The sequence below is a fragment of the Halosolutus sp. YCN4 genome, from assembly GCF_059736495.1.
Map to the genome: position 1 here is coordinate 838222 of NZ_JCASSM010000002.1, position 18688 is coordinate 856909.

The 18688-nt window shown below is 66.3% G+C and carries 16 protein-coding genes; 6 read left to right on the top strand and 10 right to left on the bottom strand.

The annotated features are described in order from the left end of the window. Nucleotides 1–41: 41 nt before the first annotated feature. Both AC6I6X_RS10435 and AC6I6X_RS10440 read right to left on the bottom strand, forming a co-directional pair. Entirely contained in the window at nt 42–848 is an 807-nt protein-coding gene (locus AC6I6X_RS10435; protein WP_497930443.1) for a hypothetical protein, read from the bottom strand. A gap of 164 nt (nt 849–1012) precedes the next feature. Next, nucleotides 1013–1198 carry a 30S ribosomal protein S17e gene (locus tag AC6I6X_RS10440; RefSeq protein ID WP_497930444.1) on the bottom strand — a complete coding sequence of 62 codons (186 nt, stop codon included), beginning with the start codon at nt 1196–1198 and terminating at the stop codon, nt 1013–1015. A gap of 304 nt (nt 1199–1502) precedes the next feature. Between AC6I6X_RS10440 and AC6I6X_RS10445 the strand changes: the two genes are divergently transcribed. Further along, on the top strand, nt 1503–1745 hold the full coding sequence (locus AC6I6X_RS10445; RefSeq protein ID WP_497930445.1) for a DUF7979 domain-containing protein: 243 nt from the start codon (nt 1503–1505) through the stop codon (nt 1743–1745). Nucleotides 1746–1818: 73 nt separating this feature from the next. Here the strand turns inward: AC6I6X_RS10445 and AC6I6X_RS10450 are convergent, their stop codons facing one another. From AC6I6X_RS10450 to AC6I6X_RS10470, 5 genes are all read right to left on the bottom strand, one after another. Then, the gene (locus AC6I6X_RS10450; protein WP_497930446.1) at nt 1819–1983 is read right to left on the bottom strand and encodes a DUF8073 domain-containing protein; all 165 of its coding nucleotides are present in this window, start codon (nt 1981–1983) and stop codon (nt 1819–1821) included. Nucleotides 1984–2153: 170 nt separating this feature from the next. Next, nucleotides 2154–2336 (bottom strand): 30S ribosomal protein S17e, encoded by a 183-nt coding sequence (locus tag AC6I6X_RS10455; RefSeq protein WP_497930447.1) that lies wholly within the window; start codon nt 2334–2336, stop codon nt 2154–2156. A gap of 196 nt (nt 2337–2532) precedes the next feature. After that, nucleotides 2533–4329: an archaea-specific SMC-related protein gene (locus AC6I6X_RS10460; protein ID WP_497930448.1), complete on the bottom strand. Its 1797-nt coding sequence runs from the start codon at nt 4327–4329 to the stop codon at nt 2533–2535. Then, complete coding sequence (gene rdfA, locus AC6I6X_RS10465) at nt 4326–4976, bottom strand: rod-determining factor RdfA (protein WP_497930449.1); 651 nt, start codon at nt 4974–4976, stop codon at nt 4326–4328. Before rdfA ends, AC6I6X_RS10460 begins: the two co-directional genes overlap by 4 nt. Nucleotides 4977–5516: 540 nt before the next feature. Further along, nucleotides 5517–6815 carry an amidohydrolase family protein gene (locus AC6I6X_RS10470; RefSeq protein ID WP_497930451.1) on the bottom strand — a complete coding sequence of 433 codons (1299 nt, stop codon included), beginning with the start codon at nt 6813–6815 and terminating at the stop codon, nt 5517–5519. 150 nt (nt 6816–6965) lie between these two features. Between AC6I6X_RS10470 and AC6I6X_RS10475 the strand changes: the two genes are divergently transcribed. Beyond that, nucleotides 6966–8321, top strand: a complete 1356-nt coding sequence (locus tag AC6I6X_RS10475) for a dihydroorotase (RefSeq protein ID WP_497930452.1) — start codon at nt 6966–6968, stop codon at nt 8319–8321. A 183-nt stretch (nt 8322–8504) separates the two neighbouring features. Next, on the top strand, nt 8505–9764 hold the full coding sequence (thrC, locus tag AC6I6X_RS10480; RefSeq protein WP_497930453.1) for a threonine synthase: 1260 nt from the start codon (nt 8505–8507) through the stop codon (nt 9762–9764). Nucleotides 9765–9951: 187 nt separating this feature from the next. Here thrC and AC6I6X_RS10485 read toward each other — a convergent pair whose 3' ends face one another. Both AC6I6X_RS10485 and AC6I6X_RS10490 read right to left on the bottom strand, forming a co-directional pair. After that, a complete protein-coding gene (locus AC6I6X_RS10485) occupies nt 9952–10989 on the bottom strand; it encodes an LLM class flavin-dependent oxidoreductase (protein ID WP_497930454.1) in 1038 nt (345 codons plus the stop codon). A gap of 249 nt (nt 10990–11238) precedes the next feature. Then, nucleotides 11239–12879 (bottom strand): N-acyl-D-amino-acid deacylase family protein, encoded by a 1641-nt coding sequence (locus tag AC6I6X_RS10490; RefSeq protein ID WP_497930455.1) that lies wholly within the window; start codon nt 12877–12879, stop codon nt 11239–11241. A gap of 122 nt (nt 12880–13001) precedes the next feature. Here AC6I6X_RS10490 and AC6I6X_RS10495 point away from each other — a divergent pair, with 122 nt between their 5' ends. The 3 genes from AC6I6X_RS10495 to AC6I6X_RS10505 all read left to right on the top strand — a co-directional run bounded on the left by AC6I6X_RS10495 (nt 13002) and on the right by AC6I6X_RS10505 (nt 16103). Continuing rightward, on the top strand, nt 13002–14234 hold the full coding sequence (locus AC6I6X_RS10495) for a Zn-dependent hydrolase (protein WP_497930456.1): 1233 nt from the start codon (nt 13002–13004) through the stop codon (nt 14232–14234). Nucleotides 14235–14346: 112 nt separating this feature from the next. Next, nucleotides 14347–15675, top strand: coding sequence for a 5'-deoxyadenosine deaminase (locus tag AC6I6X_RS10500; RefSeq protein ID WP_497930457.1), 1329 nt, complete (start codon nt 14347–14349; stop codon nt 15673–15675). Between the two features lie 131 nt (nt 15676–15806). Next, nucleotides 15807–16103 carry a sulfurtransferase TusA family protein gene (locus tag AC6I6X_RS10505; RefSeq protein WP_497930458.1) on the top strand — a complete coding sequence of 99 codons (297 nt, stop codon included), beginning with the start codon at nt 15807–15809 and terminating at the stop codon, nt 16101–16103. 173 nt (nt 16104–16276) lie between these two features. On the opposite strand, the gene AC6I6X_RS10510 is transcribed toward AC6I6X_RS10505, so the two are convergent. Beyond that, entirely contained in the window at nt 16277–18649 is a 2373-nt protein-coding gene (locus tag AC6I6X_RS10510) for a xanthine dehydrogenase family protein molybdopterin-binding subunit (protein ID WP_497930506.1), read from the bottom strand. Nucleotides 18650–18688 lie beyond the last annotated feature (39 nt).

Genomic DNA, 18688 nt, shown 5'->3' on the forward strand with positions numbered 1-18688 from the left:
CGGTGCGACCGGCCGCCCCGATCGAGTCGACGACGGGCGCGTTACGGCTCGTCCGCCTCCTCCGCGAGGTAGAGGCTTCGGCGAAGGAGCAGCGGCATGAGCGTCCCCGTCCCCATGATCTCCGTCTCCGATCGGTCCCTGTCGCTCTCGGACCGCCGGACCCGGTAGGAGTCGAGTTCGTTCCGGTTGTCGGTCACGCGTTCGATCACCTCGAGTACGTCCCCGGTCATCTCGTCCCGGTAGGTCGTGCCGGGTTCGACGCCGATGACCGGGACGTCCGCCGGCCAGTCCCAGTCGAAGTCGCGAACGTACTGTCCGAACTGCCAGACGAGATGCTCGAGATCGGTGTCGTCGTCGGTCACCTCCACCGCGAGGTGCTCGAGTTTGCGATCCCAGTAGTCGATCACGCAGGTCTTGAGATCGTCCTGTAGCGCCTCCTCGACGAGCCGTTTTTCGATCGGATACCCGATCTCGATGCCGACGATCGCGTGGTGGTCGAGGTGCGTGAGACAGCGCTGACACTCCATCTCGTAGACGGGGATCCGCAACGGGTTCTCGACGGAGAGGTGGGCCATCTCTTTGCCACAGTTCGGACACCAGAGGAACAGGACCCCGCTGTCGACGGTCGTGAGTTCGTCGAAGACGGTCAAATCGTCGAACGCCTTCTCTCCGGGCAACGACTCAGGTTCCGCCGGTTCCTCGGTCGACGTGGTGGCGTTTGCGAACTGTGCCAACTCGTGGTCTTTCAGCAGGGACTTGATGACCGAATCGTGCGACGAGTGCGATTCCGCGTCCCGGATCTCCTCCAGTTGCGCTTTCGTCCACTCCCGTATCCTGATCGTGGCCATTGACTATACGCTCCGTATACACACGGATAATTGTTTCTCCCGTTTACCGCGTCGCACGCGGCGGCGAGGGGGTCTGTCGATCCGCGCGCGTGGCGACGGGGTCTGTTGACCCGATCCGTGTCATGGTTGTCGATTCGGTTCGTGCCGTCGACGCGACCGTCGGATCACTGGCCGTCGTCGCGCTTTCGAGTGACGTAGCCGGCGATCCGATTTCGAACGCGCTTCGATTCGACGTCCGTGAGCTTCTCTACCTGGGACTTGTTCTCCTCGAAATCGGCCGAGAAGACGTCCGGATACCGCTCGAGAAGCGTATCTCCCACGCTGATGATGTGCTCCGAGTCGTCGAGCATTCTTCTGTGTGAGTGTGCGTGCCAAACACAATAACGTTTGCCAGACGATCACAGACGTGACCCGCCGTGCGAGTTCCCGTCCGGGACAGTTCGATCGCGACCCCCTGGCCGACCATCGTATCGCGGCCAGTACCCGTCCCGGCCACTGCCGTACACGCATTCACTACTCTCCGTGTACTGACCGGATTCGGTGCCCTCCCGTCCGTCGATCGGCACGACCGAGTCCGACGACGGTTACGATCGGTTACCGGCGCCGGTATCTTGATTAACCGGGACCGAATCTGTGTGGGTGGTAGCAAGTAGCATGAGTTCTCGAGTCACCGTTACCAGAATCGAATCGATACCCTCGTCGCTCGACGTTCGACACATCGACGAACTCTCGGAGCGGGCCAGGGACTGCTTCTATCGAGTGGTCTCCGAGGGCACCCCCGTCGCCGTCGACGCGGAGGTCGAGGCGGAACTCGCCCAGTACGACGTGGTCAAGTTCACCGAGTACTATCGCGTTTCGCTGACCAGTTCTCACGCGAGCGGTCACGTTACCGCCTGAGTCTCGCGGATCGATCGGTGAGGGTACGTCCCGCCCGGGACGCGGAACGTCTCGGCGTTTCGACCCCGTCGCGTCACTCGCCCGTCGTTCGCTCGTCTTGAATCCGCTTCGCCACATCGGAGACGGTCACGTCGTCGCAAGAATCGCCCAGTCGGACGGTGACGAATCCGATACTCCCGAGTTCGTTCAGCACCCGCCGCGTCTGCTCGCACTCGAGGTCGAGCGCGCGGGCGACCATATCGGCTTGTTATCTAGCACCATACAATCGGTGGGACGGAAAACATTCTCCAGTTCCTGCCGAGCGAGGACGGCGTCCCGTTCGACCGTGACTCATGAGACCGCACGCCGCGGCCCGTGCTACGACGCACGACGGGCGTTCCCGGACCCGTACGAAACCGGCGCGGGGAGTCACTTCGACTGTTTCTGCCGGGTGATGTAGCCGGCGACGCGGTTCCGGAGGCGGTTCGAACCGACCGAGGTCGTGTTCCGGACGACCTGCTTGTTCGCGCTGAATTCGGCCGTGAACGCATTCGGATACTGCTTGAGGAGCCGATTACCGATGTCCATCACGTCGTTGGGATCGGATGTCATTCGACACCGTTCGTTCCCCCGAGACGAGAATAAAGGCTTTGCTCGCGGCGTCTCTCGTGGGCTATCGAAAGCACGGACGGCCCTCGCGACGACTCGGTATCGGATCGACGGCGTCATACGGATCGCTGTACCGATGTACCGGCGCAACCGCCGCTCGGATCACGGTTGCGCCGGAAATGACTTACAGTAAACCGTATCAGTCGGCGTCGATCGACTCGCGACTCGCGACCGACCAATCCGTCGGATCGATCGTCCGCCCGTCGCTGGTCGTGTGTTCCGGATAGGTGGTGAACACGAGGTACTCCGTCCGTTCGTTCAGGTACTCGACGAGCGTCCGCAGGTTCTCGTCCGCGAGGCTCCCGACGCCGTCGACGAGCATGATCGGCACTGCCTCGTCGACGTCGAACGACTCGTACCCCGCGAGCGCGGCGATGAACCCGATCAGTTCGAGTTCGCCTTCGCTGAGCGCGTCGAGGTCCGCTTCGCGTCCCTCGCGGGCCACCACAAGGTCGAAGTCGCGGGTCAGGTGTGCCGACTCGAATCCGGTTTCGAAGCGCTCGCTGATCTCCTGGATCGAGTCGCTGAACTCGTTTCGTGCCTGCTGTTTGATCTCCTGTTTGCGGTTGCGGAGGTCCTCGATCTCCTCCCGAATCGCCGCCCGCTCGTCTTCCAGCACCTCGATCTGGTCGGCCCGGGATTCGAGTTCCTCGAATTCGTTCCGCGCGTCTTCCAGTTCCGCCTCCCGGTACTTGATCTCGCTTTCGACGTCGGTGAGCCGATCGACCTGCTCGTCGACCGTCTCGCTGAGCCGCTCGACGCGGTCGTCCGCACGCTCGAAGCGGTCACGGGTCTCCTCGAGACTCTGTCGTCGATCGGCGAGTTTCTCTTCGAGGTCCTCGATTTCGGTCTCCAGGTCCCGTTTTCGCCGCCGCGCCTGGGCACGTTCCTCCCGTCGCGCCTCGAGTTCCTCGACCCGGTCACGGTGGGTCTCCAGCCGGGTTCGATTCTCGGTGATCTTCTCCCCGAGCGCGTCCAGTCGGTCCTCGAGGGCCGCCCGGTCCACGTCCGTCCCGCAGGTCCAGCAGACGACGGCGTCGCCGGTGAGTTCCCGGTTGACGTCGGTGATGAGATCGACCCGGTTCTCCTCGAGAACCATCTCGTTGGCCGAGTAGACGGTCTGCAACACCTCCAGGACCCGCTTTGCCTCCTGGCGGTTCTCGCGGGCCGCCTCGAGTTCGGATTCGACGGTACCGTCGTCCTCGATCTCGATGTCGTCGAGTTCCGCGCGACGATCCTCGAGGCGCGTCTCGATGCGGTCGATCGTCTGCGTGAGCCGTTCGAGTTTGTTCTTCGCCTGACTGCGTTCCGACTGGGCCTGGCTCAACTCGCCCTGGACCGAATCGGGCTGGTCCGCGTCCACGTCGCCTGCGGCGTCCGCCAGTTCCTCGCGGCGATCGCGGAGGTCCTCGACGTCGTTCTCGAGTTGCGTCACGCGCTCCTGGATCGCGGGGAGCCGTTTGCGCGCCTCCCTGGCCTGTGCCAGTTCGGAGTCGACCCGCTCGCGCTCGCGCTTGCGATCCGCGATCTGTGCGTCGATGTCCTGGAAGTCGAGCGGCCGTAGCAACACGTCTTCCAGGTTCTCCCCCGAGCGAACGGCCCGGCGCACCTCGTTTCGCTCGCCGAGACAGGCGAACAGCGCGGTCCGGGCGACGTCGTACTTGGACTCGAGGTACGGCGTGCCCTCGGCGTTCACGACGCCGTTTCTCCGGTGGAGTTCGACGTCGACGGTCTTTTCGGGGGTCTGAAGGTGGACGCGCCCGTGATCTTTCCCTTCGGTGAGCGTCGTCGCCGTTCCGAGGGCGGTTTTGAGCGCCTCGATGAAACTCGATTTTCCCTGCCAGTTCGATCCCTTGACCGCGTTCAGTCCGGGTTCGAGTCGTGCACTGCCCTCGTAAATGCCGGCGATGTTCTCGATGTCGACGTCCCAGGTCATGCGTGTGTCTCCGTGCTCGCGCTCGTCTCGCTGTGCTCGTCGCAAACGTAGCCGCGGTCGAGGGCCACCTCGAGCGGAACTCGCGTGGGGCACTCGTCGCATCGCAGGTGAATCTGGACCTCGACGGACGACGAGTCCGTCCCGGCGAGTTCGCCCTTGGTCGCGAGCGACGAGAGCGCCTCGTCGACCTTTTCGGTGACGACCTGCCGGGCCACGGCGACGCTGTCGCGCTCCCAGTCCGTGCGAGCGCTCGATCGATCTTTGCTCCCCGCCAGGCAGTCGTTCAGGTGGGTCCGCATCGTCCCCCAGGACACCATGTCCTCGAGGAGGGCCTCGCCGTCGATTCCGGTCGCCGAGAGCCGTTCTGTCGTCTCCTCGCGGACCAGGTCGTCGTCGCCGGTCAACGCCTCGTAGTCGGCGTCGATCCGCGCCTCGTGGGCCTCCCGCCCGTGCTCGTCGTAGACTCGCTTGAGGAGTCGCTTGTTGAACCACTCGGTCAGGCGTCGATAGCCGACCGCGGAGTGTCCGTCGTCCCCCGTCCAGCGCGCGAGCAGGCCGTCGTGTAGCGACTCGTGGCGAGGATCGGCCGTCTCGAGATCGTAGCGATCGATCGTCGCGTCGACCTTACACCCGTATTCGGGAGCCATCCGATCGACTCTTCCGTCCGGGATCTTATAAGCCTGACTATGCGTATACGGCCCGTTGGCGGCCGCTGGCCCCGATTGCTGGCGACGACTCCGTTCGAGGATCGACCCCGACCGGTACCACTGGCACCACTATCGTCGGCGGGTGGTTCCCCTCGTCATGATATACACCCTTAGGGTGTATATCCTGATCGCTGATCCGCCCGGTCGAGTGAAATCACACCCTTAGGGTGTATATTCGATCGCGTTCCGCGATGTGAGGGGCGGAGCGACTCGCCGCGTCTCGGGTCCACCCGTCAGTGCCTGCTCGTGGCGTTCATCGGCGTGTACGCCTCTGCTACGCGCTCGTCACCGGGCTCCGTCCGGTGACACGGAAACCGGTACGGAGGAGCGTCGATCGCACACGGACGGCTGACGGGTTGAACGCGCGGGAACTGATGGCTGGCCGGCGATTCTCGGCACTCGTACGGATTGCTGTAACGATGTACCGGCGCAATCGCCGTCAGGATCGCGGTTGCGCCGGAAATGACTTACAGTAAACCGTCAGAGTCGCTCCCACAGCTCGGCGCTGGCGGCACCGACCGCCGCCACGTCTTCGTCGTCGACGGCGTGGACGCCCTCGCCGCGCTCGTAGACGACGTCCCCGTCGACGATCGTCCGAGTGACGTCGGCCCGACTCGCCGCGCTCACGACGTAGTAGGGCGCGCTCTCTCGCAGGACGGGGTTCGGCCCGAGATCGAGGGTGACGAAGTCGCCCCGCTTCCCCGCCTCGATGCTCCCGATCCGGTCGTCCATCCCCATCACGGCCGCGCTCCCGATCGTCGCCCACTCGAGCGCGGTCGCCATGTCGAACCCGCTCGGGTCGTTCTGCTTCAGTTTGTGGATCCCGACGGCGGTGCGCATCGTCTCGAACATGTCGGGATCCCAGCCGTCGTCCCCGATGCCGATCGTCACGTCCTCTTCCTGCATCTTCTCGACGTTCGCGATCCCGACCGCGTTGTTCGTGTTCGAGTAGGGGTTGTGCGCCACGGCGACGTCGTTCTCGGCGAGCACCTCGATCTCCTCGTCGGTCGCGTGGACGCAGTGTGCGGCGATGACGTCGGCGTCGAAGAACCCCATCGACTCGAGCGCGTGGACCGGGCGCTCGCCGTACTCCTCGATCGATCGATGGACGTCGACCAGCCCCTCCTCGAGGTGGATCTGGATCGGGCGATCGTCTGCAGTTGCGCGATCGACGCACTCGCGGACGACCTCCTCCGGGTTCGTAAACAGCGTGTGGAGGCAGTAGTGGCCGGTCACGCGATCGTACTCGCCTTCCTCCTCGTCGATGAACCGTCGATTCTCGTCGAGGCCCGCCGTGGCTTCGTCCCGCGAGTTCCGCGCCGTCGTTTCGAACGCGATCAGGCCGCGGATCGGCGTCTGAGCGACGCCTTCGGCGACGGCGTCCAGGCCGCCCGGGAGGGTGTTCGGCCCGGAGTAGTTGTCACAGAACGCGGTGACGCCGCCCTCGAGCATCTCGTTGCACGATCCGAGCGCCGAGAGGCGCGCGTCCGCCATCGTGAACGCTTCGTCTACGTTCCACCAGATGTCGACCAGCGCCTCGTAGAAACTCCGCGGCGACGCCTCGAGCGGCGCACCCCGGATCGGCAGCGCGTACATGTGGGTGTGGCAGTTGACTAGCCCGGGGATGACGACCTCCGAGCGCGCGTCGACGACGTCCTCGCCCGACGCGTATCCGTCCGCGACGTCGACGATTTCGCCGTCCTCGACGACGACGTGTACCTCTTCTCTGACCTCGCGCTCGTCGTTCACGGTGACGAGCGTCCCTGCGTTGAGTATCACAACGTGTGACTCTCTATCAATCCCCAAAAAACTATCTCCGGTCCGTCTCACGCCAGTTCGGGGCTTGGAACCGGTATCGCGGCACTTCAGGGGTCGGAACGGTACAGCAGACCTGAACTGTTATGAGACTCCCGCATGAGTGTACGAACCATGACGGACTGTCTCGTGGAGAACGCGCAGATCGTGACGAACGCGGGCCTCCAGCGCGGATCGATCGCGATCGAGGACGGGTCGATCGCAGCGATCGGACCGGACCTGTCTGTGTCCGGGGCCGACGCGGAGACGGTCGTCCGGGCCGACGGGATGGTCGCGCTCCCGGGCGCGATCGACGTGCACACCCACATGCACGACGCGGACCTGTTCCCGAAAGACATCGACATCGGGACACAGACCGCGAGCGCCGTCGCGGGCGGGGTGACGACCGTCGTCGAACTCCCGACGCAGACGTCCGTCACCACACCCGCGGCACTTCGAGAGAAACGGGCCACGTGCGAGGGACGGGCCCGCGTCGACTTCGGACTCGTCGCTGGAAACTTCCAGGGCGGCGACGTCGACGTCGAGGGGTTCCTCGAGGCCGGCGTGCCGGCGTTCAAGACCTTCACGGCGGAGCCGTACCGCGCGGACGACGCGGCGATCCTCGAACTCATGACCGAGGTGGGTGCCGCCGGCGGCACGGTCCGCGTTCACTGCGAGTCGCAGGCGATACTCGACGACGCGCGAGCGCGACTCGACGGAACCGATCCGGAACTCTACCCACAATCGCGCCCGCTCGAGGCCGAACTCGAGGCGATCGGCCGCGTGGGGTGGCTCGCGGAGTACGCGGACTGTTCCCTGCACGTCGTCCACATTTCGAGCGGAAGCGGGGCGACGGTTGCCGATCGATTTGCGTCCCGCGCAAAGGTTCCGGTGACTCTCGAGACGTGCCCGCAGTACCTCGCGTTCTCCGCGGACGACGTCGCGGACAAAGGGCCGTTCCTGAAGGTCAACCCCGGGCTGAAGTCCGCGGCCGAGGTCGATCGGCTCTGGCAGGCGGTCCGGGACGGCACGATCGACCTCGTCGCGACGGATCACTTCCCGACGCACCGGGAGGACCGCGAACGGGGCTGGGACGACATCTGGGAGCCCTACGCCGGCTTGCCGGGCGTCGAGACGATGCTCGAGTTCCTCGCCAACGAAGGGGTCGACGAAGGTCGTCTCTCGTGGCCGCGGCTCCTCGAACTCGTCTGTGCCCGACCCGCACGCGAGGCCGGGGTCTTCCCGCGAAAGGGCTCGCTCGCGGTGGGGACTGACGCCGACCTCGTCCTGCTCCGGAACGACGCCCACGAGGTTTCGGCGGACGACCTGGCGTACAACGGCGGTTGGACCCCCTTCGAGGGGCGGACCTGGAACTGGCGGGTCGATACGGTCATCGCCGACGGAGCGATCGCGGCGCGCGATCACGACGTGCTCGCGGAACCGGGCGACGGCTCGTTCCTTCCGCGGGGTCCTCGCGCGTCGGCGGAGTAACGGATCGGCCGGCCGATCGGCGACACGGGCCGATCGATCGGTCGGCACGCCGTCGACCCCGCCCCGTACACGCGGCGTATACCCCCGCGAACGCCCGGGACGGGGACGCGAATTTCGGTGGCACACGGCCTTGCAGGCCAACGGAGGCGAGTCTTTATGTGAGCCGCCTCTGTTGTTCAGGACATGGCGATGGACCACGTAACCACGCTCGAGTGTACCATCTGCGGGCGAGAGTACGATCCGGACCAGGTCATCTACACCTGTCCGGAAGAGGAGGGCGTCTCGGGCATTCTCGAAGTGAAGTACGATTACGACGTCATCCACGACAACTTCGACGCCGACCTCGACGGCAGCATCGACAGCCAGTGGAAGTACGAGGCGTTCCTGCCGGTCGACGACGACGCCGATATCGTGACGCTCAACGAGGGCGGGACGGACCTCTTTGACGCCCCCAATCTCAGCGAGGAACTCGGGGTCGAGACGCTCGTCAAGGACGACGGCCGGAACCCGACCGGCTGTTTCAAGGACCGCGCGAGTTCCGTCGCGGTGACGAAAGCGAAACACGCCGGCCGGGACATCATCACCTGCGCGTCGACCGGCAACGCCGCGGCCTCGCTGTCGGGCTACGCCGCCCGCGGGGGGCTGGACTGCCGGATCTTCGTCCCCGGCGACGCCCCCGCCGGCAAACTCGCCCAGCCGCTCGTCTACGGCGCGGACGTGCTGGCGGTCGAGGGCTCCTACGACGAGGCCTACGACCTGAGCGTCGAGGTCACCGACGAGTACGGCTGGTACAACCGCAACGCCGCGATCAACCCCTTCCAGGTCGAGGGCAAACGTACCGTCGGCCACGAACTCGCCGAACAGTCCACGGTCCGCGGCGAGATTCCGGACTGGGTCGTCTTCTCGATGGGCGACGGCTGTACGATCGCCGGCGCCTGGAAAGGGTTCCGCGAGTTCTACGACCTCGGCTACGTCGAGGACACGCCGAAGATGCTCGGCGTCCAGGCCGAGGGGGCGTCCGCGATCCACGACGCGTTCCACGATCACGACGACGTCGACGACATCGCCGACACGCTGGCCGACAGCATCGCCGTCGGTCGGCCGCGGAACACGATCAAGGCCTGCCGTGCGCTGGAGGAGAGCGGCGGTACCTCCCTGCTCGTCGCGGACGAGGAGATCCTCGAGGCCGAGAAACTGCTGGGAAGCACCGAGGGGATCTACACGGAACCGGCCGGTGCGACGCCGCTCGCCGGCGTCAGGCGCGCGATCGAGGACGGAATCATCGACTCGGACGAGACGGTCGTCGTCAACTCCACCGGCTTCGGCCTCAAGGACACCGAGAGCGCGAAACGGGCCACCGGCGACGTGATGCGGATCGATCCCGACATCGCCGAGGTCCAGCAACGCTACGACGTCCCGGAGTCGGCTGCGGCCGACGACTGAGATCGGTCGCGTCGCCTCCGATCGTCGCTTCGGCGACGAATCGGCCGTCCCCGGATCGTCGCCGCCGACCGGCGAATCGAACTCGGTCCGTCGTCGATTCGTCCGTCACTGCCCGTTCGATTTCGTCGAAAATTCGCACGTTCAGCCCGAAACGCACGCAGCAGTGCCCATCGCGGCGATCGAGTCCTCAGCGGTAGCCGTCCGCGAACTCGTCGATCATGAGCTTCGGATCGTCGCCCAGCGGGTAGAGGATCGGGCAGAGACAGCCGTTGTCGGCGTACTCCCGGACCTTCTCGCGACACTGCTCGGGGCGGCCGCTGGCCGTCAGCTTGTGGACGACCTCGTCCGGGATGAGGTCCATCCCTTTCTGGATGTCGTCCTTGTCGGCCGGCCAGCCGCCGATCGCCTCGCCGACCTCGTCGATCAGGTCCTGGCTCACGCCGCTGGCTTTCATGATGTGGGGCTGCTGGCCGAGATACTGCGTGATGAGTTCCCTGGCGTTGTCCAGGGCCTGCTCCTCGTCGTGGTCCATCGAACAGACGATCAGTTGCGGACGATCGATCTCGTCGAGCGAGCGATCGGATCGGTCCGCCCCGGTCGCGAGCGCGTCGAGGGCCTTCTGGTTGTACTCGGGGCTGACGAGGTAGTTCATGAGCGCGCCGTCGGCGAAGTGGCCGGTCAACTCCATCATCTTGAACCCGGTCGCGCCGACGTAGACGGGGACGGTGCGGGGCCCGGCGTCGCCGTGGACGACGTCGAGTTCGATGTCGCGGACGGAGACGTGGTCGCCGTCGTAGGTCACGTTCTCCATGTCGAGCAGTCGTTTCGTCACCTCGACGGTCTCGCGCATCGCTCGCGGCGCGTCCGATCGATCGACGCCGACCTTCTCCGCGAGGGGATCCCACCAGGCACCGATCCCGCAGAGGATCCGGTCCGGGCCGGCCAGTTCCTCGAGGGTGCTCATCGTCTGTGCGATGAGGGCCGTGTTGCGCGTCCAGTTGTTGATGACCCCGGAGCCGATCTTGATGTCGTCGGTGACGGCGGCGTAGGCCGCCATGGGAGTGATGGCGTCCCGGGCGAGGCGAGATTCGGCCTGCCAGACCTCGTCGAAGCCCTGCTCCTCGGCGTACTGTACCAGTTCCATGTTCTCCCGGATGGGGTGTTTGTCCTGAAGGTAGAGTCCGACTCTGTCGCTCCCGTCGCTTGCCTCGTGACTGTAGCTCATGGAGTCGTCCCCAAATAGCATAGCAGGTGATATATAACTATGGGGGGGAGGTAGCACGGGTCTGGGCCGACGGGGCCGCGCCCGTCCGGCGGGACCGATCGATCTCGGTCCCCGTCCGGCCCCTCGAAACAACAGTACCTCGCGGCGAGCACCTCTGCAATGTGCTTCGCGGCGATCGAATGTCGCACACACCGGGTGCGCAGAGGCGGTCGAAGACAGCCTGTGTCGAGCAAAGACGGTGTGTGACGTTCAGAACGAATCGCGGGATCGAGTCGGACGGGTCCGGCCGTCCCACTCCTCGGTCGATCGGAGCACGGAACCGTTGCGGACGCCGGTCGGATCGCCGCCCTCGACGGCGATTTCACCGCCGACGAGGACGTATTCGAAGTCCTCGGTGAGCCGGTAGGGATCCTCGTAGGTCGGTCGTTCGACGACCGCGTCGGGATCGAAGACGACCAGGTCGGCCACGTAGCCCTCCTTCACGTAGCCCCGATCGGGGAGGCCGAGCAGGTCCGCCGGTCGTCCCGCGGCCTTGTACACCATCCGTTCGAGCGACAGCGTCCCCCGTTCCCGGACGTATCGTTCGAGGATCCGGGGGAACGTGCCGATCGCACGCGGGTGGGGTTTGCCGCCGAAGATGCCGTCGGTACAGAACGTCCCGCGGGGGTCGTCGAGGAAGCGCTCGATGTCCTCCTCGGCCATGACGAAGTCGGCCATCGTCACGTCGAGGTCCTCCTCGACGAGCAGGTCGCACATCGCGTCGACCGGGTCGCGGTTCCGTTCGGCGGCGATGTCGGCGATCGTTTCGCCCTGATGCCGTCCGCTCGCCGTTCGCGTGATCAGGATGTTGTCCCACGTGCCCGCCGCACGAGCGAGGTTCTCCCAGTCGCTCTCGTCGTCGTCGATGTCGGCGGCGATCCGATCGCGCACGGAGGCCTCGCGAAGGCGCTCGCGTATCGCCGCCGAGTCCCCCTGTCGCGCCCACGGGGGTAACAGCGCCGTGAGCATCGTCGATCCGGCGGTGTAGGGGTACTGGTCGAAGGAGACGCGTTGCCCCCGTGCTTCGGCCTCGTCGAACAGCGAGCGGACGTCCTCCGAGGCACCCCAGTTGTGCTGTCCGCCGACCTTGAGGTGCGAGACGTGGGCGTCACAGCCCCCGCGGTGACAGATGTCGAGGTAGCGCTCGATCGACTCGACGACGTGGTCGGTCTCGTTCCAGACGTGCGAGATCATGAACGAGTCCCGATCGCCGAGGGTCGCCGCGAGCGCCTCCAGTTCGGGGTCGCGACCGTAGGAACTCGGCGGGTAGATCATCCCCTTCGAGAGGCCGAACGCCCCCTCGTCCAGCGCGGTCCCCAGTTCGGCCCGGACCGTCTCGAGTTCGCCGTCGGAGAGCGGCCGATCCTCGAAGCCGGCCACGAGCGATCGGAGGTTCCCGTGCGGGGCGTAGACGGCGCAGTTGACGGCGGGGTCGGCGTCGCCCAGTTCGTCGAGATACCCTGCGACGGTCGACCACGGCCACTCCCCCTCGATCCGGCCGTCGAGCGACTGGATCCGGTTCGCCCACTCCGCCTTCAGGTCCGTCGGGACGGGTGCGACGCTGACGCCGTCCTGGCCGAGGACCTCCGTCGTGACGCCCTGGGTCACTTTCTCCGGCGCTCCGGGTTTGTCGAACAGTCGCAGTTCCGAGTGGGCGTGCATGTCGATGAAGCCCGGCGCGAGAACCGTGCCGTCGAGGTCGATCTCGCGATCAGCACCGGCGGGATCGGGAGCGATTCGACGGATTCGACCACCTTCGACGAGGACGCTGGCGGTGACGGTGTCGCCGCCGCTCCCGTCGAGAACCCGCGCACTGCGGAACTCTATGGACTCGGTGCTCGGAGCCGACATACCAGAGGTATCGTGTATCGGCGATTTGATTCTTTTGGTCGTCACACCCTCGACGGACCGATCGGAGCGCCACACTGCAGTTCGTCGGAATGTTAAAGACCGTGGGCTCGGTGTGATGGCATATGACAGACGCCACGATCGACGAGCGCCGGTTCCGCGATCGGTTCGACGAGTTCAACGAGATCGGCGCGACCGACGCCGGCGGCGTGAATCGCCCCTCGCTCTCCGACGAGAACAAGCGGGCGCGCGATACGCTGGTCGAGTGGTTCCGCGACGCGGGGCTCGAGGTGCGCATCGACGAGATGGGGAACGTCTTCGGCCGCCGCGAGGGGCGCGATCCGGAGGCGAACGCGGTCCTGTTCGGGTCGCACGTCGACAGCCAGTACAACGGCGGCCGGTACGACGGCGTCGTCGGCGTTCTCGGCGCGCTCGAGGTCGTCGAGGCGTTCGACGACGCCGGGGTCGAGACCGATCGGCCGCTCGAGATCGTCGCCTGGAGCAACGAGGAGGGCATCCGGTTCCAGCCGGACATGCTCGGTAGCGGCGTCTACACCGGCGTCTTCGACCTCGAGTACGCCTACGATCGGGAGGACAAGGAGGGGAACCGGTTCGGGGACGAACTCGAACGGATCGGGTACAGGGGCGAGGAACCCTGCGAACCGGACGATCTGCACTGCTACTTCGAACTGCACGTCGAACAGGGGCCGTTCCTCGAACAGGCGGACCTGAGCGTCGGCGTCGTCGAGGGCGTCTTCGGCTTCTCGTGGATGAACGCCGCCTTCGAGGGCCAGGCCAACCACGCCGGCCCGACGCCGATGAACATGCGCCACGACGCGTTCGTCGCCACGGCGGACGTGACGTCGGCCGTCCGCGAGATCACGGCCACCGAGGGGACCGACCTCGTCGGGACGGTCGGTAGCGTCGACGTCTGGCCCAACGCGATCAACGTCATTCCCGAGCGCGTCGAGTTCACCCTCGACTTCCGATCGTACGACAACGCCGTGGTCGACGCGGCCGTCGAACGCATCCAGGACGAGATCGAGTGGGCGGCAGAGCGCGAGGGTCTCGAGTACGAGTTCGAGGAGATCATGCGGGTCGACGCCGATCCGTTCGACGACGAGTGCATCGAGACCGTCGCGCGGGCGGCCGAGGATGCCGGCTGCGAGTACACGCGACTGGTGAGCGGCGCGGGCCACGACGCCAACTACCTCAACAAGATCGCGCCGACCAGCATGATCTTCGTCCCGAGCGTCGACGGCATCAGTCACCGGGAGAGCGAGTACACCGAGTGGGAGGACGTCGTCGCCGGCGTGGAGGTCCTCCTCCGGGCCGTGAACGAGCAAGCGTCCGCCTGAGGGGCCGCGTCCGTCTGCGGCCCCGATCGCGATCCGCGCGATCGGGTTCCCGGACCCGTCCGCGACCCGGCAGTAGCAACCATTTTCAATTTCGACGACGAGTGGGTGACGTATGCTACTATCCGGAACGGTGATCGCGGACGCCGACACCGTCATCGAGGAGGGGTGCGTGGTCGTCGCGGGGTCGCGGATCGAGGCGGTCGGCCGGCGGGCCGATCTGGTCGATCGGTATCCCGATCACGAGGAGCGATCGTACGACATTCTTCTTCCTGGTTTGGTCGGCGGCCACATTCACTCGGTCCAGAGTCTCGGCCGCGGGATCGCGGACGACTCGGAGTTGCTCGACTGGCTCTTCGAGTACATCCTCCCGATGGAGGCGTCGCTGTCGCCCGAGGAGATGGAGATCGCGGCGAAACTGGGCTACCTCGAACTCGTCGAGAGCGGGACGACGACGTGTATCGATCACCTGTCGGTCAACCACGCCGATCGGGCGTTCGAGGCGGCCGGCGAAATCGGGATTCGCGGCCTGCTCGGGAAGGTCCTGATGGATCGGCGATCGCCCGCGGGCCTCGCGGAGGAGACCGACGATGCGCTCGCCGAGACGGAACGGCTCATCCGGGAGTACCACGGCTCGTTCGACGATCGGATCCGGTACGCGGTGACGCCGCGGTTCGCCGTCTCCTGTTCCGAGGCGTGTCTCCGCGGCGCGCGCGACCTCGCTGATACGTACGATGGCGTCCGGATTCACACGCACGCGAGCGAGAACCGGAGCGAGATCGAGACGGTCGAATCGGACACCGGAATGCGCAACATCCACTGGCTGGACGAGGTCGGCCTCACCGGGGAGGACGTCGTCCTCGCCCACTGCGTCTGGACCGACGAGAGCGAGCGCGAGGTCCTCGCCGAAACCGGGACGCACGTCACCCACTGCCCGTCCTCGAACATGAAACTGGCGAGCGGTATCGCGCCGATTACGGACTACCTCGATCGCGGCATCAACGTCGCGCTCGGGAACGACGGCCCGCCCTGTAACAACACGCTCGATCCGTTCACGGAGATGCGCCAGGGGAGTCTCCTCCAGAAGGTCGATCGGCTCGACCCCGTCGCGGCCCCGGCCGAGACGCTGTTCGAGATGGCGACGATCAACGGTGCGAAGGCCGCCGGCTTCGAGCAACTCGGCGCGCTCCGGGAGGGCTGGCGGGCGGATATCGTCGGGATCACGACCGACGTGACGCGCGCGACGCCGATCCACGATCCGCTCTCTCACCTCGTCTTCGGGGCCCACGGCGACGACGTCGTCTTCTCGATGGTCGACGGGCAGGTACTGCTGGACGACGGCGAGGTGACGACCGTCGACGCGGACGCGATCCGCGATCGGGCGAACGAGGTCGGCCTGTCGCTGGAGGAGCACCGCGAGGCGGCCGACGAGGTGCGGCCGTAGAAGCGCCGTCGACGGACGTCCCGGGAGGGAATCGCAACCGGTGGAGACGAGTCGCGGTTCCGGCTACCGGCCCCCGCGAGCCACGGCGACGGCCACCAACAGTTATGGGGCGCGTGCTCGTAGCGATTCCCGTGCAGATCGACGTCAGCGGACTGGTCTGTCCGCAGCCGGTGAGCGTCGTCCGGCGCTGTCTCGCGGAACTCGAACCGGGCGACGAACTCGTCGTTACGGGGGATTATCCGCCGGCCGAGCGGAGCATTCGACGTACGTGCTACAAGCACGGGTACGCGGTCGCCAACGCCGACGGAACCGGTTCGACTGCGGACGATGACGACACGGACACCGCCCGAGCGGAGACGTTCACCCTCCGCATCCGCGTGGCCGATCGGGCCACCTCGCGCGCAGACGGGGCGGAATCGGTTCACTGATCGGTTACCCACCACCAGTGGCCCGGATAGTCGGACGCGTACTCGCAACGAGAGTGCTCGCCGGCCGTGTACGCATCGTATGCGGTGTGTTCCCGGAAGACACTCGAGGATTCGATGGCGATCGATCGCCGTTCTACTACACCCAGAACCCGCAGGACGACACCGGAGTCGACCTAGTTTGTCGTGTCGCGACGATCGATCGCGGCCTTGACGTCCTCGGGGGTGATCGGGAGCATGGTCAGCCGCACCCCGACGGCGTCGCGGATGGCGTTGCTCAGCGCGGGCGGAATCCCGTTCGTCGGCAGTTCGCCGATCGACTTCGCGCCGAAGGGCCCGGTCGGCTCGTGGGTTTCGACCAGGATGGTCTCCATCGGCGGGTGGTCCGTCGTCCGGGGCATCCCGTACTGGCGGAAGCCGGTGGTCTGGGGGCGCCCCTCGTCGTCGAATTCCAGGCCGCCGCTGGTCGCGTACTCGAGGCTCATGTGCTGGCCGCCCTCGACCTGGCCCTCGGCGAGCGGCGGGTTGATCGCGACGCCGCAGTCGGCGGCGTAGACCAGTTCGTTGAGTTCGAACTCGCCGGTCTCCTCGTCGACGGTGACGTCCACGAACTGCGCGCCGAACGGCGGCGGGCTCTCGTCGGTCGAGTGGTGGCCGTCGCCCATGATCTGCTCGCGCTCGTCGTGGCCGTAGGTCGCCTCGTAGCCGATCTCTTCGAGGCTCACGCTCGCGCCCGTCTCCTCGCTGTACACCTCGCCGTCGCCGGTCTCGAGGTTCGATTCGGGCTCCTCTAAGAGCTTCGAGCCCCAGTGGAGGATCCGCTCTTTCGCGTCTTCGGCGGCCTTCTTGACCGCCGTGCCGCTGATGTAGGTCGTCGACGAGGCGTAGGAGCCGTAGTCGAACGGGGTGACGTCGGTGTCCGAGGACGTGACGACGATATCGTCCGGCCGACAGCCGAGCACTTCGGCCGCGACCTGGCTGAACATGGTGTCGTTGCCGGTTCCGGTGTCGACGCCGCCGACGTGAAGGTGGAACGAGCCGTCCTCGTTCATCTTGATCTTGGCCGCGCCGAGTTCCCTGCCCGCGACGCCGCTTCCCTGTGCACAGATCGCCATGCCGACGCCGCGGTGGAGATGGTCCTCGTCGGGTTGTTCGACGTCGTCCCAGCCGATCGCGTCCTTACCGCGGTCGATACACTCGCGGAGGCCGCACGATCGGATCCGCCGGGCGAACCGATCGTCGTCCTTGAGGATGGTCGAGACGTCGTCGAGATCGCCCTTTCGGATCGCGTGGTTCCGCCTGAACTCGATCGGGTCGACCCCGAGGTCGCGGGCGACCTCGTCCAGGTGTGCCTCGACGGCGAAGTGGCCCTGTGGCGCGCCGTAGCCGCGCATCGCGGCCCCCATCGGCAGGTTCGTGTGGACCACGTCCCCCTCGAACCGGATGTTCGGAACGCGCGGGTACAGCGGAAGCGCCTTGGTGCCGACGTTCGAGCCGACCGTCATCCCGTGAGTGCCGTACGCTCCGGCGTTCGATCGCGCGTAGAGATCCATCGCCACGATGGTGCCGTCCTCGGTCACCGCCGATCGCATCGTCAGGTCCATCGGGTGACGCGATCGGAGCGCGTAGAACTCCTCCCGTCTCGTCATCTCGAGCTTGACCGGTCGGTTCGCCGCCAGGTGGAGCGCGAACGTGATCGGCTCGATCGCCATCTCCTGTTTCGCGCCGAAGCCGGCACCCACGCGCGGTTTTTCGACCCGGATGTCCCGGATCGGGACGTCGAAGACGTGCGCCAGCTGGCGGCGCGTGTGGTTCGGCACCTGCGTCGCCGTGATGAAGGTGTACCGGTCGTCCTCGTCGGTGTAGGCGATCGTCGTGTGGGGTTCCGGGACGCAGTGGGACTGGTAGGGCGTCTCCAGTTCGGTCTCGTGGATCCGGACGTCGTCGCGATCGAACGCGGCCTCGACGTCGCCGATCTCGCCCTCGAAGTGCGACTCGAGGTTGCGCTCGTAGTCCGCGCCGCTCTGGGCGTTCTCGACTTCGTCGTCCTCGAACAGTCGCGGGGCGTCCGGTTCCAGCGCCGCCTCGACGTCGAAGACGGCCTCGCGCACCTCGTACTCGACGTCGATCGCGCGGGCCGCACGGTCCGCGAGTTCGCTCGTCTCGGCGGCCACGGCCGCGATCGGGTCCCCGACGAACCGGACGTGTCGCCTGAGCACGCGCATGTCCCACGGACTTGGCTCGGGGTAGGACTGCCCGGAACTCGAGTACAGTGTGTCGGGAACGACGTCGTCCCAGGGGGTGACGACGGCGTACACCCCGTCCATCGCCTCGGCGTCGCTCGTGTCGATGGCCGTCACGTAGCCGTGTGCGATCTCGCTCCGGACGACCGTGCCGTGGGCGAGGTCGGGAAACCGGCGGCTGTAGTCGGCCGTGTACCGGGCCTCGCCGGTGACGATCTTTCGCGCGTCGTCCTTCTCGACGTCCGTCGTGAGGTTCACGCGCTCCGCTCTCGGCTTGCGATTGTTTGCCGGTTCGTCCCACTCCATCGGGGGCCCCTCGCCGTCCGCCTCGTCCGCGGACGCCTC

Excerpts from the sequence above, each read along its gene's own strand:
- AC6I6X_RS10460 (WP_497930448.1), bottom strand. The coding sequence starts at position 4,329 with ATGACCTGGGACGTCGACATCGAGAACATCGCCGGCATTTACGAGGGC.
- AC6I6X_RS10510 (WP_497930506.1), bottom strand. The coding sequence starts at position 18,649 with ATGGAGTGGGACGAACCGGCAAACAATCGCAAGCCGAGAGCGGAGCGC.
- AC6I6X_RS10455 (WP_497930447.1), bottom strand. The coding sequence starts at position 2,336 with ATGACATCCGATCCCAACGACGTGATGGACATCGGTAATCGGCTCCTC.
- AC6I6X_RS10500 (WP_497930457.1), top strand. The coding sequence starts at position 14,347 with ATGCTACTATCCGGAACGGTGATCGCGGACGCCGACACCGTCATCGAG.
- rdfA (WP_497930449.1), bottom strand. The coding sequence starts at position 4,976 with ATGGCTCCCGAATACGGGTGTAAGGTCGACGCGACGATCGATCGCTAC.
- thrC (WP_497930453.1), top strand. The coding sequence starts at position 8,505 with ATGGCGATGGACCACGTAACCACGCTCGAGTGTACCATCTGCGGGCGA.
- AC6I6X_RS10495 (WP_497930456.1), top strand. The coding sequence starts at position 13,002 with ATGACAGACGCCACGATCGACGAGCGCCGGTTCCGCGATCGGTTCGAC.
- AC6I6X_RS10485 (WP_497930454.1), bottom strand. The coding sequence starts at position 10,989 with ATGAGCTACAGTCACGAGGCAAGCGACGGGAGCGACAGAGTCGGACTC.
- AC6I6X_RS10475 (WP_497930452.1), top strand. The coding sequence starts at position 6,966 with ATGACGGACTGTCTCGTGGAGAACGCGCAGATCGTGACGAACGCGGGC.
- AC6I6X_RS10435 (WP_497930443.1), bottom strand. The coding sequence starts at position 848 with ATGGCCACGATCAGGATACGGGAGTGGACGAAAGCGCAACTGGAGGAG.
- AC6I6X_RS10490 (WP_497930455.1), bottom strand. The coding sequence starts at position 12,879 with ATGTCGGCTCCGAGCACCGAGTCCATAGAGTTCCGCAGTGCGCGGGTT.
- AC6I6X_RS10440 (WP_497930444.1), bottom strand. The coding sequence starts at position 1,198 with ATGCTCGACGACTCGGAGCACATCATCAGCGTGGGAGATACGCTTCTC.
- AC6I6X_RS10445 (WP_497930445.1), top strand. The coding sequence starts at position 1,503 with ATGAGTTCTCGAGTCACCGTTACCAGAATCGAATCGATACCCTCGTCG.
- AC6I6X_RS10450 (WP_497930446.1), bottom strand. The coding sequence starts at position 1,983 with ATGGTCGCCCGCGCGCTCGACCTCGAGTGCGAGCAGACGCGGCGGGTG.